The sequence below is a fragment of the Anaerovibrio sp. genome, assembly GCF_051866355.1.
Classification (GTDB): Bacteria; Bacillota; Negativicutes; order Selenomonadales; family Selenomonadaceae; genus Anaerovibrio.
Genome location: NZ_JBJDWZ010000173.1, coordinates 25,443 through 38,389, shown reverse-complemented (window position 1 = coordinate 38,389; position 12,947 = coordinate 25,443). Strand labels below are relative to the sequence as shown.

Below are 12,947 nucleotides of genomic sequence, written 5' to 3'. Positions count from 1 at the left end.
GCGCCAAAAAGGCCCGCAGTGCGAAGCTCGTCGCGCCACAGGCCTTTCTTATCTAAACCATATTCAACCTAGTATCCTGTCCTGATACATTAATCCAAAATGTAAATCTCCAATACCTGACGGCCAAAATAAATGGCCTCCTCATGGGTATCAAAGGCAATATCAATGGTGTTGCCCTTGATGTTCCAGCCGATATCCTCCGCTACGGCCTCGCCGTAGTCAGGGATATAGACCCTTGTCCCGATGGCAATATAGCCCGGGTCCACCGCGATTACCCCTCGCCGCAGTGGTGTACCCGACGCAGTATGGCTGCCCATGCCGGGATCCTGTGGGCTGTAGGCGTAGGCATTCACCGTCACAATCCTGGCATTCTCAAGGCTGATGTGCCCCGGATGCACCGGCGGACGCAGAAGCCGCATGGTCATCGGGCCTGCAATCCCGTCCACCTCAAGATGATGGGCGCGCTGAAAGGCCTTGATGGCCGCCACCGTCGCCTCATCACAGCGGCCGTGAATTTCCTCCGTGTAGTACCCCTTGTCCCTGAGCAGTATCTGCACCTCTTCTACATACTGCCCCTCGTCACCGGCCTCCACCATAGTGCCATGAGCAGCTGCCACAGAAGTCATGAGCACCATCAGGATGCCTGCCAGAAGGCAAAAACTGAGCTTGCCAAGTCTCACAAAACCACTCTCCTTTTTTTGCACATATTTTAATTTATTCTATCACACCTGAAAATATGTGTCAAAAATCCTATAATTTTGTGCACTTGATTCAAATCACCTATCCCTGCCGGGCCATCCATGCCCGATTGGGGGCAATCATGCCAAACTGCCAAATCAGGCCTTTCTTCCCAAGGGATAATGCCAAACGTCAAATCAGGCCGTGCTCAAGGCAGTAATGATAGATGCCGTCCTCGGATACCCTGCCGCAGACATCTTTGGCGATTTTTTTCAAATCCTCCGAGCCGTTGCCCATGGCAATACCGTTGTCCACCGCCTGAAACATTTCCAAATCATTGTTGCCGTCACCAAAGGCCATGGCATCGGCCCGGTCGATGCCAAAATGCTTGAGCACCGCGGCTACGCCCCTGCCCTTGCCGCCGTCAGCAGGCACGATGTCCACGGCCCTGTCCCACCAGGCCGCCACTTTGGCATTTTCCGTGTCCTTGACCAGCGCGGCCCTTTCCGACAGATAGCCGCCGGACATAATCTGAAATACCTCCTGCTGTGCCACCTGGTCAAAATCCGGCGATTTCTCTATGCCGTGGCCGCCTATCTGGAAAAAGGCCAGAAGCTCCGCGTCCACGCCGTTGGCGGCAATCCTGTCCTTTGTGGCCAGCGCCACCGGTCGATTAATCTCGCCCGTATTCCGTATAATCTGCTGAACATCCCTGACGGACAGGGGATTGCTGAAAATAACCCCCTCATCGTTAAAGCAGTATGAACCGTTGAAGGTCACATAGGCATCAAACCGCACCCCGAAGATATCATATATCAGCATCGGCGCCCTGCCGGTGGCAAGACATATCTTGATGCCGCCTTCCTGCAGGCGGCGCAGTGTTTCCTTCATCCGGTCGGAAACGGTTTTTGTGTCCATGTCAAAAATAGTCCCGTCAATATCGAAAAACATAATCTTTATATTCTTCATACAGCACCTTGTCCCTTCATACTGCCAAAACCAAGCATTTCCCTAGTCATCAGGATTTTCCAGCACATCAACGCAGTCCTGAAAATCAATATACTCGCCCCGCACCGCCAGAATATTGCCCTCGTCTATGAATTTCTCCAGCCATTCATAAAATTCCTCCGTACCGGCAAATTTCCACGATTTGGCTTCCAGCCATTCCTTCAGGCGGTGCCTGCTGGTAAAATCCTTTTCAAACCTCACTCCGACCACTTCCTCACTTTTCCATGTTTCCGTTTTTCCGCCCGGGGCAGAGCATCACTGCCGGCGGTAGCTGTCAAGGCCCGCAAAGCAGAACTGCTTGATATTGCCCAGCATCTCCTTGTCACTGCAGGAGGCATGGGTTATCCTGCTGTATTCGATGGTGCTGTGCTTGCCGAAGGCCACCAGCATAATCGGCGCCATGAAGCACAGAAAGCACATATACAGCCTGATATCGTCCATGGCCAGCCCCGTATAATCGCTGAACATCTTCAATGCCAGACTGCCCTTGACCTTGATGACCTGCATCAGCACGGTGCTGACGTGAGCAGACTGGGATGTGTGCATGACCTCGCGGCTCCATACCTGCATCTGCCAGTTTTCCTGTGACCAGACCTGCTCGGCGACCATATCCACCAGCGCGGAAATCTTCTCCCCCGGTGTGCTGTCCTCGCCCACCATTTCCCGCAACCTGTCCTCGTTGACCATATACTGATGAATCCTGTACAAAAGCTCCTCGTACAAGCCCTCGCGACTGCCGAAATGGTAGTTGATGGCCGCCAGATTCGTGCCTGCCAGCTTGCAGATTTCCTTGCTGGTCACAAGGGAAAATCCCTTCTGCGCCGCCAGAATTCCCGCACATTCCAGCAGTCTGTCCCTGGTCTGCCTGCCGTCGTCACGCTGCTGTCTTTTGCCCTTTACTGCCCTTTCCATAAAACTCACCAATCTTTCATACAGCTCTATTATAAAACAGCCACCCGGATAATGGCAAGGTTATCGCCGAGATAAGCACCATAGGCACAAAATCCCCCAAAAGGTCGCCTGCCGCCGCCCCCTCCAGATAAATCCGCCTCACTGCGTCCACCGCAAACCGCAACGGGTCGGCATAGGTGGCATACTGCAAAAGCTCCGGCATGTTGATGATGGGCGTTGCCAGCCCCGACAGCAGAACCATGGGCATCATCAGCACCATCAGATACACCATGACCTGCTGCATGCTCTCTGAAATGGCGGAAATCATCAGCCCCACGCCAATCAGGCTGAAAATAAAGAGTATCAGCGCCAGATAGAGCGTCAGCAGGGAACCGGCAAAGGGAATCTGAAACCAGAAGCGGGCAATACAGAACAGAATCGTGCTCTGCACCAGCCCTATCAGCATGGGCGGCACCGCCTTGCCCAGCAGAAGCTCCGCCGGTGACAGGGGCGTAACCAGAAGCTGGTCAAAGGTTCCCTGCTCCCTTTCCCGCGCTATGGACATCCCGGCCAGCAGAAGCACCTGCACAAAGGCAATCATGGCAATCAGCCCCGGCGAAAAAATCCATCTGGTTATCTGGTTGGGGTTGAACCAGGTGCGGCTCTCCACCGACACGCCGCCATATCCTGCCCCGCTTCCCGCGCGCTCCGCCATGCGCTCGAGGTTCCACTCCGACACTATCCTGCCGGCGTAGCCTATGGCCATGCCCGCCACGGAGCTGTTCCTGCCATCGGCTATCACCTGCACCTCCGCCGTTTCCCCCTGCTGCAGCTTCCGCTCAAAATCGCGGGGTATCACCACCGCCAGAATAATCTCTTCCCTGTCAATCAGCTCGCCTATTTCCCGCGGGCTATCCGGCGATGCCGCCAGCTGGAAGCAGCCGGAACCGGCAAAATGCCCCAGCAGACTGCGCGAGGCCTCACTGCGGGCCTCATCCACCACGGCGTAGGGCACGTTGTCCAGGTTGTAGCTGGCCGCATAGCCAAACAAAAAGCCCTGCATCAAGGCAGGCACTATCATCATGGCACGCATGCGCCTGTCCTTCAGCGTGGTCAAAAGCTCCTTCTGGCACATAAAAAACAGGTGCCGCCAGAAAAGCCGTATCCGTTCCTGCATCGTTCCTGTCATGCACATCACCCTACCCTTCTCTTGGTCAGCCTGAAAGCCAGCCCGATAAACAGAATGCCGTAGACCGCCAGCAGGAGGCATTTCTCCACAATCAGCGGCCAGTAGTTGCCCGCCAGAAACAGGGATTTTATCAGCTGCAGATAATGGGTTGTGGGGAAAATCTGACTGATAAGCTGGATGGCCACCGGCTCCGAATGAAGGTCAAAGAGAAAGCCGGACAGCATCATGGAGGGCAGGAAGCTCACCAGCATGGACACCTGACAGGCCAGAAACTGATTTTTTGTCACGGCGGAAATCGTCAGCCCCAGCCCCAGCGCCACGATAATATAGAGCATCGAGGCAATCAGAATCACCGCCAGAGAGCCGCGCATGGGCAAATCGTAGAGAATCCGCCCCACGGCGAGGCACAGGCAGAAGCCGATAAGGGCCACGCAGAAATAGGGAATGATTTTGGCCAGCACGATTTCCAGCAGGCTGGCCGGGGTGACAAAGATGGATTCCAGCGTCCCCCGCTCCCATTCCCGCGCCATGACCACCGCAGTAAGGAACACGCCGCACAGGGTCATCACCATCATCAGGATGCCCGGCACAAAAAACCATGTGCTGGTGTTGGCATCGTTGAACCACACGCGGCTCACCACGGTGGCCTGCCCCATGCCGATGGACGCGGCACTGTCAGCGGCATCGGCGGAGGCCGTCAGTCCCTGTCCGGCCCCTGTCACATCCCCCTGCTTTCTCATGCCGTTTTCCATGGCCCGGCTCAGCACCGCCGCTTCGATATATTTTTGCGCAGACATGGCCGTAATCGCCTCCACGCCGTTCAGGATAACCTGCACCTGTGCCTCCCCTGCCGCCAGCCTTGCCGTAAAATCACCCGGCACCACGACGGCGGCATGCACCTCATGGGACATGAGCATTTCCTCCGCTTCCTTCATGTGCAGGACATAGCGCGGCGAAAAATACTCCGACCCATCCACAAAGCTCACCACAGACCTTGCCGTGGGGGAGGTGTCTTCCAGCACCACGGCCACGGGCACATTCCGCACATCCAGCGACATGCCGAAGCCCATGATAATTATCAGGATAATGGGCAGTACCACCCCCATCAGCAGGGTACTGCTGTCCCTGCCTATCTGCAAAAATTCCTTTTTTACCAGTGCCCAAAGCCGCCCCGGACTGAGGAAGGACGCCCTTTTGCGGCCGCCGTCAGCCTCCCTGCCTGTACCTTTAGCCATGACTGCTTCCTCCCTCCTGCCGCCTTGCTTTTTCCACTATGGCAATAAAAATCTCATTCATACCGGCGCCCGGCATCCCCATACGCCGCCTGATTTCCTCCGGACTGCCCAGAATCAGCATTTCCCCGTGATCCTGTATCATGATGCGGTCACAGTATTCCGCCTCTTCCATAAAGTGCGTGGTGACAATGATAGTCGTACCGGCGGCTGACAGCCTGTCAATCTGCCGCCAGAAGTTCTGCCGCGCCTCCGGGTCAATGCCGCTGGTCGGCTCATCCAGAAAGAGGATTTTCGGACGGTGAAGCAGGGCCGCCGCCATGGACAGCCTCTGCTTGTAGCCCAGCGGCAGGCTGTCAGCCGCCTGTTTCAGCTTTTCCCCCAGCCCGAACTCCGCCACCAGCTCATCAATGCGCCGGGCCAGCTCCTTGCCATAGAGGCCGTATATGCCGCCATAAAAGCGCAGATTTTCATAGACCGTCAGATTGCCGTAGAGGGAAAATTTCTGCGCCACGTAGCCGATGCCCTCCCTGGCCCTGTTCCTGTGGCGGCGCACATCCACGCCCCCCACCGAAAGCTCCCCCGAGGTGGCGGGAAGCAGGCCGCAGAGCATGCGGAAGGTAGTGGTTTTCCCGGCGCCGTTTGGCCCCAGCATGCCGAAGACCTCTCCCTTGTACACATTGAAGGACGTATGGGACACCGCTGTAAAATCCCCGAACCTCTTGACTAAATCATGGACGACGATATCCGCCTCCGCAGTTTGCCGCACATCACCTGCCATGCCCTCTGCCCTGTCCTCTAGCCTATCTCCTGCCCTGTCTTCCGCCACGGCGGCAGTGTGCCTGCCTGACCGCCCGGCCCCCGTGCCGTTCATGCCTTTCAGCCCCCGCGGCCATTCCTCCTGCAATTCATGGACGGTTCCCTTGGCCAGCAGACTGCCCTTGTCCAGCATATAAATCATCTGACAGCGCTCCGCTTCCTCGGCATAGGCCGTATTCACCAGCACCGTCAGGCCTTCCTCCTGCACCAGCTGTTCCAGAATCTCCCACAGCTCCCGCCGTGAAAGGGGGTCCACCCCTACGGACGGCTCGTCCAGCAGAAGCAGTATCGGCGACCTTACAAGGGTGCAGATAAGCCCCAGCTTCTGCTTCATGCCCCCGGACAGCCTGCCGGCCAGCCTGTCCGTAAAGCCGTATAGCTCCGTCATGTGCAGCAGCCTGTCAACGCGCTTTTGGCGCACAGGCCCCGGTACGCCGTGCAAATCCGCATACAGGTCAATATTTTCCTGCACGGTCAAATCCTCATACAGCCCGAATTTCTGGGGCAGATAGCTGATGAGCGCCTGCACCCTCTGAGGCTCCTTTGCCACATCGATGCCGGCCACCTGCAGATGGCTTCCCCGTCCCAGCGGAAGAAGGCCGCACACCATCCGCATGAGGGTTGTCTTGCCGGCTCCGTCAGGCCCCACAATGGCGGTTATCTCCCCGGCGGCCGCTTCCAGCTCCACATTGTGCAGTACCCTGCCGGACACCAGCAGTTCCCCCTGCAACCTGTTCCCTGCCATACTACTCACCTCGGCCCGCAATTTTTACAGTTGCCGGCATGCCCAGCCGCAAAACATTATCCATATCATCCACGTAGACCCGCACCTCATAGACAAGGGAGGTACGCAGCTCCTCCGTCTGCACTGTCTTCGGCGTAAACTCGGCCGTGCCGGAGATATAGCCGACCTGTCCCTCTATGGCCCTGCCCGGCTGGCTGTCAATGTACACCCGCGCCTGCTGTCCTTCGTATATCCTGCCCAGCTCCGTTTCCGGCACGTAGGCGCGCACCCATTTTTTGCCCGGCAGGGACAGCTTGAACACAGGCTTGGCAGGCGAAGCCATATCCCCCGCCTCCAAAAGCCTTGAGCGGATGACGCCATCATCAGGCGCCTGCAGTTCATACTGGGACAGAAGATAATTGTAGCGGCTCTGCTCATCCCGCAGGGCCTGCAGGCCTGCCTCCGCCCCGGCAATATCCTCCTGCCGCGGCCCTGCCTCCGCTTCCCGCAGGGCGGCCTCCGCGGCCGACAGGGCGGCATTTTTTGCCTCCATATCGTGCAGGGCGTTATCCAGCTCCTGCTGGCTGATACCGGCTATGCTGTTAAATATGTCCTGCTTCCTGCGATACACACCGGCGGCATGCTCCGCCGCGGCCCGCGCTTGACTGAGGTTGCCCCGTGCCTGCTGTATTTCCTCCGGCCTTGTACCATTGTGCAGTTTGTCCACGGTGCTCTGCTGGGCGGCAATCTCCGCTTTCAGCTTCTGCATCTGCAGGTTCAGCTCGCAGGTATCCAGCCTTGCCAGCACCTGTCCCTTCTGCACCCTGTCGCCTTCCTCCGCCAGCACCTCCAATATCCTGTCACTCTGGCGAAATGCCAGCGAAACCTCCCTGACATCCACGTTGCCCTGCAGTACCAGCTCCCCCTGATTATCCTCACGGCAGAATGTGCTGTACCAGTATGCCGCTACGCCCAGCAGACAGACTGCCGCCAGCAGTAAAATGATTTTTTTCTTCGCCGCCATATCGTTAGCTCCTCTCCTTCGTATCACATCAGCTTCCCATAAATTCAAATCATGATTTGAATTTATTATAGCACATCATCGTGATTAATTCAAATTTGAATTTGAATTATAATAAACCTAACCCGACGAAGAAAATAAAAAAACGGCATATACCGTCCTGCACCGCCGGTATACACCGCTTTAATTTCTATTTCAGCAGGCTGAGAAACCAGGCCGCATTCTGATTGGATTGCGCCAGCATGGCCTGTGCCGCCTGCAGCAGAATGTTGTTCCGGGCAAATTCTGTAATCTCCTTTGCCATATCTGCATCCATGATAACGCTCATGGCGCTGGTCAGGTTCTCGCTCTGGGTAGTCAGGTTGCTGATGGTATAATCCATGCGGCTGGCAACCGCGCCGATGGTGGTTGACTGCCCCAGTGCCTTGTTCAGGGCATTGTCCAGCACATTAATCGCCGCATTTGCCGCCTCCTGAGTGCCGACATTCAGCACACTGCCATCACTGCCCTTCAGCCCCAGCCCATAAGAAGTCATATTGCCAATCCCTATCTTGATGCCCTGATTTGCCCTGGTGCCGGTCTGGGTATAGAGAGAATTGTCCCCACAGCCGTTCCGCGCCTCAATGGTTTCCGTAAAATCATCCAGCACCGCATTGACCGTCTTTTTCACATTTCCCTGACTGTCCGTCACGCTGATGGTAAAGCCCCCCAGCGCCCCGTCAAGCCCTGTATCCTTTGCCTGCACCGTAATGCCGTTCTTGCCGCTGGCAGTCTTTACCTCGTTGCCGTTGGCATCGGTGCCTATGACATTGGTGGTAGCTGTCGAATCCAGATTGGCCGCTTCAAAGACATTGGCATTGTTGTCCAGCTTGTTGGCTTCCTTGAAGATGTCACCCAATGTCTTGTCCTTGGCGTCAAAGCTGGTGGTGTAAGTCTTGCCGTCCTTCACATAGGAAACAGTCACCTTATCAGTTTCCTGTATATTCAAATCCTGCCCCGCCCCGGACTGCAAATCCGTCAGCTTGGTGGAAAAGGTAGTATCCTCTGCCAAGCTCTGATTGGTGAAGGACTGTTTGGTGGCACTGCCCTGACTGTTGTGGGAGCCATCCAAAAGATATTTGCCGTTGAAGGTAACAAGGGCATTATCATCTATCTGGTCAATGTACTGGTCGAACTCCTTTTGCACATTCTTCCTGTCTGCATCCGTCATGGTGCCATTGGCGGCAGCAATCGCCTTTTCTTTCAGGGTGCGCAGGATATCGATCGTGGAAGACAGCGCGCCATCCGCCACCTTCAGCATGCTCTGGCTGTTCTGGGCATTCTGCTTCGCCTGGTCCAGACAGCGGATTTCTACGCTCATGCGCTGGCCTATGGCCCAGCCCGACGGGTCATCCGCCACACTGTTTATCCTCCGCCCCGTGGCAATCCGCAGCATGCTCTTATGCAGGGCGGCATAATTTCGATTTATTACGTTCAAAATGCTCAGCGAGCAGACAAAATTATTCTTCATGGTCATCCCATCCTTGTAAACCACTACAGACTGCCACCTGCAAGCGTCAGACAGACTGCAAGTGCCAAACTGCCAAAAACGTACATAATATGAGAAAATCCATTTTCTCATTTAACTAATATATCGTCAAAGAATAACTTTATATTTATCAAAAATAAGAAATTCCATTTTGCCATAGTGCTTGTACGTTACTTTGGCGACAATATAAATTGATTTGTAAATTTGTGGGCTCTGTTCAGACATAAAAAAGGGGTGAATTGGGGCAATACCTATAGAAAACACGCTCGCGCTCCTCATTGTGCCTAGCGGCTGCTAAGCTCACGCTTCGCTTTTAGCTCGCGTATCGCTAAGCACCGAGGCACAACAAAGGTTTTCTATAGGTACAGCCCCAACTCGCCCCTCTCTTTGTCTGAACAGATACAACAAAATAATCCAACGACACTCCATTAAGGTCTGACCTATAATACCAAAAATCCCTGCCGTGATACGCTTTCTCGCAAAAGCGCACCACAACAGGGATTTTACTATTTCATATTCACTATTTGAAGAGCATCAGCAGATAATCATCAAATCATGTTCTTCTGATAGGAATCATAGAGAGCCTTCAGCTCTTCCATCTTGTCATACATCTCAACCTGCAGGCCGGAAGCAGTCTCATAATCGCCCTCAACCAGAGCGGTCTTCAAGAGGGTGAACAGGGACTTCTCATCGATGCTGTCCTTGGCCAGATAGCAACGGAGGCCGTTAATCTTGTTCCAGTTGTAGGAATCCTGATCAGTTACATAGTCGGACACGATTTCCTTGCAAGCGCGTACAATGTCGCGGTTCTCAGGAATGATGCGGCTGATGAGCTCAGTCTTCCAGCGGAGCAGGGCACCGGACTTGAAGGCCTCGATGATAGCATCGGTGAAAGCACCGGCAGCGCATACAGCGGCACGCTTCTCAGGATAGTTGTCCAGACCGGACAGGTTCTCCCAAACAGTTGCAGGAGGTGCGCCGAAGAGACGGTTGCGCTCCTCGTCGGTATAATCCTCAAATACATCCTTCTCGGAACGATAAGCGCGATCCTTCTCCAGATAACCAGCCTCTACGCCGGCTTCCTTGGACAGCTCTGCCAGAAGGTCAGCGGTGGACTTGGTAACAGCATACTTGATGCCGTCCAGAGCGGCAGAATAGATAGCGGCCAGCACCAGATAGGTATTGGTGTAAGGGTTGCAGGCGCGCAGCTCGAAGCGGGTAGCCGCCGGGCTGTTGATATCGCGAATCAGGCCTGCCAGAATGGTACGGTTACGGGATGGAACCTCCGGAGTATGGCCCAGGGAGGTAACGATACATACAGGAGCCTCGAAGCCAGGCTTCAAGCGGTTCAGGGAGTCATTGGTAGCGGATACGAATGGGTTGATAACCTCGTAATTCTTCAGCAGGCCCATGATGGAACCATAGCCGATAGCGCTCATGAACTCCTTGGTCATGTCTTTTGGTGCAAACAGGTTCACAAACTTGCCACCCTTCAGGATTGCGCCCATGCCGATGTGGGTGTGCTCACCGTTACCGGCAAGACCAATCATAGGCTTAGCCTTGAAGGAAACCTCAAGACCGTTCATGCGGAACACCTCGCGGATGAAGGTGCGGACAATCAGCTCGTTGTCAGCGGCCTGCAGGGCATCGGCAAACTTCCAGTCAACCTCAATCTGCTCGCAAACGCTTACCATGCGGCCGGACTCATCCAGATGCGCCTTGATGCCGCCTACTTCCTTATGGCCCATCTCAACGCTCAGGCCGTACTTGTCCAAAAGCAGAACTGCCTGCTCCAAAGCATTGCGGACAATGCCGTGGGTGCGCTGCCAATACTGCTCCTGCATAACCTGGGATGCAGACATTTCCTCGATGTTGGCATCCTCCAGCGGGGTCTTTACCCAGAACTCCAGCTCAGTAGCGGAGGTGAAGCAGATATCCTCTACATCAGCACCGTTGACATGCTCCAGGCCGGAGATAGTGCCGGTAGTGTGGAAAATATTCAAAAGCTCTTTCTTTACATAATCGAGAGTATCCTTCAAAACTGCACGGGAATCCACGCGCTTGCCCTCATGAACCAGGAAGGCAGGGATGCGCAGGGTACCGACAGGCTTCTCGGTTTCCTCATCGTAGTTCTCAAAGTTGTAATCTACGAACCAGTTTACGGATGGGTCAATAGGCATATCAACCTTTGCATTGTTCAGGGTTGCAATACCTGCCAGCACTACGGAGGAACCGTCAGTCTGCACTGCGGAGCCTGCATAGAAATCATCCATATCCTTCAGGAAGATGCGTACAGGAATCTTCTCATCAGTGTCGTTGCCGGCATGGTCAATACCAACCAGGGAAACGAACTTAATCTCCGGATGAGCCTCCAGCATCTCGACAATAGCTTCTTTCTCAGAGTTCGCAGGAATGACATAGAGTAAATCTTCCATTTTAAAACCACCTTTTCTTAAATTATCTTCAGCTAATTTTGGCAAAAAAATAACCACACAGGATACAGATATTCTGCACTCACTGTATGGCTTCATTGCCTTAGAAATATTTAACTCGCTTACAGGTGTTATATTAGCATATAAGTGTCCCCTTGTCAAACACTTTTTGAAAAATTTTAGGCAAAAGTGACAAAAAGTTTGTTTCCTTATTCTGTCCCCGCCTATGGGGGGCAAAAATCCCCCATAGGCCTGACGCCTGCGGGAAGGCCCCACGGCCCTTATCCCTTCTTTAGAAAGCGCACCTCGGCCGTATCGCCGATGCGCATTCCGGCAAGGTCCTCCGGCGAAATGGAAATCTTCACAATCAGCCTGTCCCCGGCGGCCTCCCCGCCGTAGCTGCCCTCGGTATTGCCCTGTGCCTCCTGCCCCTCGGCATCTGCCGGGGCCGTTATTTCCATGACCAGACCTTCGTATTTTGCCCTGTTCACATAGTAGTCCGCCATCTGCCCCAGCCGCACATCCTTCTGCTGTTCCGGTTTCAGGCTGACCTCGATCCACATGCTGTCAGAATTGCCCACATGGGCAATCACCTGTCCGGCCTGTACCTCCATGCCTGCCGCCAAATCACCTACGTAGACAGTACCATCCACGGGAGCTGTAATCTCCGTAGCCGCGGCGCTTCCCTTGGCCGTTTCCAGTGCCGCCTGAGCCTGGCGCAGCTGCAGCTCCGCCTTCTTGATAACCTCCGGGCTGGCGGCCTGCACCGTCGTATCGTAGACCACATTGCTGCCGTAGGCGGCCGCCGCGCTGCCGGCGGCAACGGCGGCCTGATACTCTGCCACCGCCTCATCACGCTTCACCGCGCTGACAGCCCCCATCTCGTAGAGCTGGTTCATGCGCTCCATGCGGCTTCTGGCCCGCTCCACCTCGCCGGAGGAAGCTCCGGCCGGAGCAGACGCCGCAACCACCCGCGGCGTGCGCACCGTGATACCCTGCTTTATCTGGTCGAGATTTCTCTGGGACAGCTCCACGGTCTGCTGCAGCTGCCTGAGCTGTTCCTCCGTCACGTTGACCTTGATGCGGGCAATAACATCCCCGGCCCTGACAGCATCACCGTCCTTCACCAGCACCTCCGACACCGTGCCGGACACCCTCACCCTGGCCCCCACCATACTGCTGGAAACCTTGGCGTCGCGCACCACCAGATCACCGGCCCCGTACATGATGTACCAGACGACGCTCGCCACCACGACGGACATGACCAGCAGAACCGGCAGGCCGAACTTTATGACCTTCTTTACCTTATCACTGATATCTATTTCGTTCAAAATAATTCCCTCACAATCAGGCCTATATAAAAGGCATATAACTATCACGCTAAGAGATAATTATATGCCCCCAATCTGAAAATTTCAAGTATTA

At 55.0% G+C, this 12,947-nt stretch carries 11 protein-coding genes; all 11 read right to left on the bottom strand.

Going from position 1 to position 12,947, the window contains the following annotated elements; translation table 11 throughout:
• Positions 1-89 precede the first annotated feature (89 nt).
• The 11 genes from ACI3UA_RS09195 to ACI3UA_RS09145 all read right to left on the bottom strand — a co-directional run bounded on the left by ACI3UA_RS09195 (position 90) and on the right by ACI3UA_RS09145 (position 12,853).
• Entirely contained in the window at positions 90-680 is a 591-nt protein-coding gene (locus tag ACI3UA_RS09195) for a peptidoglycan-binding protein (protein ID WP_439724519.1), read from the bottom strand.
• A 190-nt stretch (positions 681-870) separates the two neighbouring features.
• Positions 871-1,647, bottom strand: a complete 777-nt coding sequence (locus ACI3UA_RS09190) for a Cof-type HAD-IIB family hydrolase (protein ID WP_439724518.1) — start codon at positions 1,645-1,647, stop codon at positions 871-873.
• Between the two features lie 42 nt (positions 1,648-1,689).
• On the bottom strand, positions 1,690-1,887 hold the full coding sequence (locus ACI3UA_RS09185; RefSeq protein ID WP_439724517.1) for a hypothetical protein: 198 nt from the start codon (positions 1,885-1,887) through the stop codon (positions 1,690-1,692).
• A 54-nt stretch (positions 1,888-1,941) separates the two neighbouring features.
• On the bottom strand, positions 1,942-2,598 hold the full coding sequence (locus ACI3UA_RS09180) for a TetR/AcrR family transcriptional regulator (RefSeq protein ID WP_439724516.1): 657 nt from the start codon (positions 2,596-2,598) through the stop codon (positions 1,942-1,944).
• 16 nt (positions 2,599-2,614) lie between these two features.
• Entirely contained in the window at positions 2,615-3,772 is a 1,158-nt protein-coding gene (locus ACI3UA_RS09175) for an ABC transporter permease (RefSeq protein ID WP_439724515.1), read from the bottom strand.
• Positions 3,772-5,001, bottom strand: a complete 1,230-nt coding sequence (locus ACI3UA_RS09170; RefSeq protein ID WP_439724514.1) for an ABC transporter permease — start codon at positions 4,999-5,001, stop codon at positions 3,772-3,774. The genes ACI3UA_RS09175 and ACI3UA_RS09170 overlap by 1 nt, the downstream gene beginning before the upstream one ends.
• Positions 4,994-6,562, bottom strand: a complete 1,569-nt coding sequence (locus ACI3UA_RS09165; protein WP_439724513.1) for an ATP-binding cassette domain-containing protein — start codon at positions 6,560-6,562, stop codon at positions 4,994-4,996. The genes ACI3UA_RS09170 and ACI3UA_RS09165 overlap by 8 nt, the downstream gene beginning before the upstream one ends.
• A 1-nt stretch (position 6,563) precedes the next feature.
• Positions 6,564-7,565: an HlyD family efflux transporter periplasmic adaptor subunit gene (locus ACI3UA_RS09160; protein ID WP_439724512.1), complete on the bottom strand. Its 1,002-nt coding sequence runs from the start codon at positions 7,563-7,565 to the stop codon at positions 6,564-6,566.
• A gap of 187 nt (positions 7,566-7,752) precedes the next feature.
• Positions 7,753-9,078, bottom strand: coding sequence for a flagellin N-terminal helical domain-containing protein (locus tag ACI3UA_RS09155; protein WP_439724520.1), 1,326 nt, complete (start codon positions 9,076-9,078; stop codon positions 7,753-7,755).
• Positions 9,079-9,638: 560 nt separating this feature from the next.
• A complete protein-coding gene (locus ACI3UA_RS09150) occupies positions 9,639-11,525 on the bottom strand; it encodes a glutamine synthetase (RefSeq protein WP_439724511.1) in 1,887 nt (628 codons plus the stop codon).
• 278 nt (positions 11,526-11,803) lie between these two features.
• Complete coding sequence (locus ACI3UA_RS09145; RefSeq protein WP_439724510.1) at positions 11,804-12,853, bottom strand: HlyD family secretion protein; 1,050 nt, start codon at positions 12,851-12,853, stop codon at positions 11,804-11,806.
• Positions 12,854-12,947: the final 94 nt, after the last annotated feature.

What these genes read in the sequence shown, in the direction of transcription:
- ACI3UA_RS09170 (WP_439724514.1), bottom strand. Translation starts at nt 5,001, where the DNA reads ATGGCTAAAGGTACAGGCAGGGAGGCTGACGGCGGCCGCAAAAGGGCG.
- ACI3UA_RS09150 (WP_439724511.1), bottom strand. Translation starts at nt 11,525, where the DNA reads ATGGAAGATTTACTCTATGTCATTCCTGCGAACTCTGAGAAAGAAGCT.
- ACI3UA_RS09175 (WP_439724515.1), bottom strand. Translation starts at nt 3,772, where the DNA reads ATGTGCATGACAGGAACGATGCAGGAACGGATACGGCTTTTCTGGCGG.
- ACI3UA_RS09160 (WP_439724512.1), bottom strand. Translation starts at nt 7,565, where the DNA reads ATGGCGGCGAAGAAAAAAATCATTTTACTGCTGGCGGCAGTCTGTCTG.
- ACI3UA_RS09155 (WP_439724520.1), bottom strand. Translation starts at nt 9,078, where the DNA reads ATGACCATGAAGAATAATTTTGTCTGCTCGCTGAGCATTTTGAACGTA.
- ACI3UA_RS09190 (WP_439724518.1), bottom strand. Translation starts at nt 1,647, where the DNA reads ATGAAGAATATAAAGATTATGTTTTTCGATATTGACGGGACTATTTTT.
- ACI3UA_RS09165 (WP_439724513.1), bottom strand. Translation starts at nt 6,562, where the DNA reads ATGGCAGGGAACAGGTTGCAGGGGGAACTGCTGGTGTCCGGCAGGGTA.
- ACI3UA_RS09180 (WP_439724516.1), bottom strand. Translation starts at nt 2,598, where the DNA reads ATGGAAAGGGCAGTAAAGGGCAAAAGACAGCAGCGTGACGACGGCAGG.